Source organism: Amycolatopsis sp. SID8362 (assembly GCF_010550475.1).
GTDB lineage: Bacteria > Actinomycetota > Actinomycetes > Mycobacteriales > Pseudonocardiaceae > Amycolatopsis > Amycolatopsis eburnea.
The window spans coordinates 1-1,315 of sequence record NZ_JAAGNB010000157.1 but is presented as its reverse complement, the minus strand read 5'-3'; the positions used below and the strand labels follow the sequence as shown (position 1 = coordinate 1,315).

Here is a 1,315-nt window from a genome sequence, read left to right as displayed (position 1 = left end):
CGGTGCACGCCGGCGACGCGCTGGCGTTCATGAGCAGCAACGCCGCGACGCTCGCCGAAGCGACCCTCGCCGCGATGCGGCTGGACACGCTGACCCGGGCGAGCCACGCCGTCGCCGCGCTGACGTACGTCGCGCTCGACGGCAACCCCGAGGCGTACGCGACGCCGGTGCACGAGGCGCGCCCGCACGCGGGGCAGGTCGCGTGCGCCGCGGAAATGCGGCGGCTGCTGGGCATGCACCAGACGCCGAAGCCGGGCCGCCGGATCCAGGACCCGTTCGGGCTGCGGGCGTTCCCGCAGGTCCAGGGCCCGGCGCTGGACGCGATCCACTACCTGCGGGACGTCCTGGCCGTCGAGATCAACGCGAGCACCGAGAACCCGATGATCTCGACCGTGCACGGCGACGCCTACCACCACGCGCACTTCCACACGGCGTACGTGTCGACGGCGCTGGACCAGGCCCGCGCGACCGTGCACCAGGTGGCGGAGCTGTCGGTGGCGCGGCTCGGCGACCTCGTCGAGCCGGAGTTCACCGGGCTGCGGCCGTTCCTGGCGGCGGGCCCGGCGGGCAGTTCGGGCGTGATGATCCTCGAGTACGTGGCGCACGACGCGCTGACCGAGCTGCGGCAGGCGGCGCTCCCGGCGACGCTCGGCACGGCCGTGGTGTCCCGCGGCATCGAAGACCACGCGAGCTTCTCGACGCAGGCGGCCCGCGCGGCGACGGCGGCGTGCCAGGCCTACCAGCAGGTCCTGGCGTGCGAGCTGGTGGCGGCGGTCCGGGCGCTGCGGATGCGGGACGCGGACCTGGTCGACCTGCCGGTGCGCGACGCCTTCGAGATGGCGTCCGAGGTGCTGGACGCGAGCGTCGACGACCGGCCCCTGACCGGCGACATCGCCGCCGCGGTCGGCGTCCTGGACCGCCTGGCCCGGATCTAGCGTGAACCCGGACCGCCCGAACCGCCAATAAGGGAAGCAGGTGGCGGACGACAGGCAGGCGGTTCATGAGTTCACCAGGCGCGGCCGACGCGGAGATCATCGCGGCGTCGCTGCGGCAGCCCGAGCGGTTCGCGGTGGTCTTCGACCGCCACGCCGCGCACATCCACCGGTACCTGGCCCGGCGGCTCGGCGGCCAGCTCGCCGACGACGTCCTCGGCGAGACGTTCCTGGCCGCGTTCGGCGGCCGCGGCCGCTACGACCCGGCCTTCCCGGACGCGCGGCCGTGGCTCTACGGCATCGCCACCAACCTGGTCGGCAAGCGCCGTCGCGAGGAGGCGCGCGAGTACCGGCTGCGCGCCGCGCTCGGACCGCCCGACGCG

General features: G+C 74.8%; 2 protein-coding genes. Both read left to right on the top strand.

What is annotated here, in order from left to right; all coding sequences use genetic code 11:
- On the top strand, positions 1–935 hold a 935-nt coding region (locus G3I65_RS05825; protein ID WP_160695188.1), incomplete at its 5' end, for an aromatic amino acid lyase.
- A gap of 65 nt (positions 936–1,000) precedes the next feature.
- Positions 1,001–1,315: RNA polymerase sigma factor (locus G3I65_RS05820; protein WP_275940142.1), on the top strand; the 315-nt coding region annotated here is incomplete at its 3' end.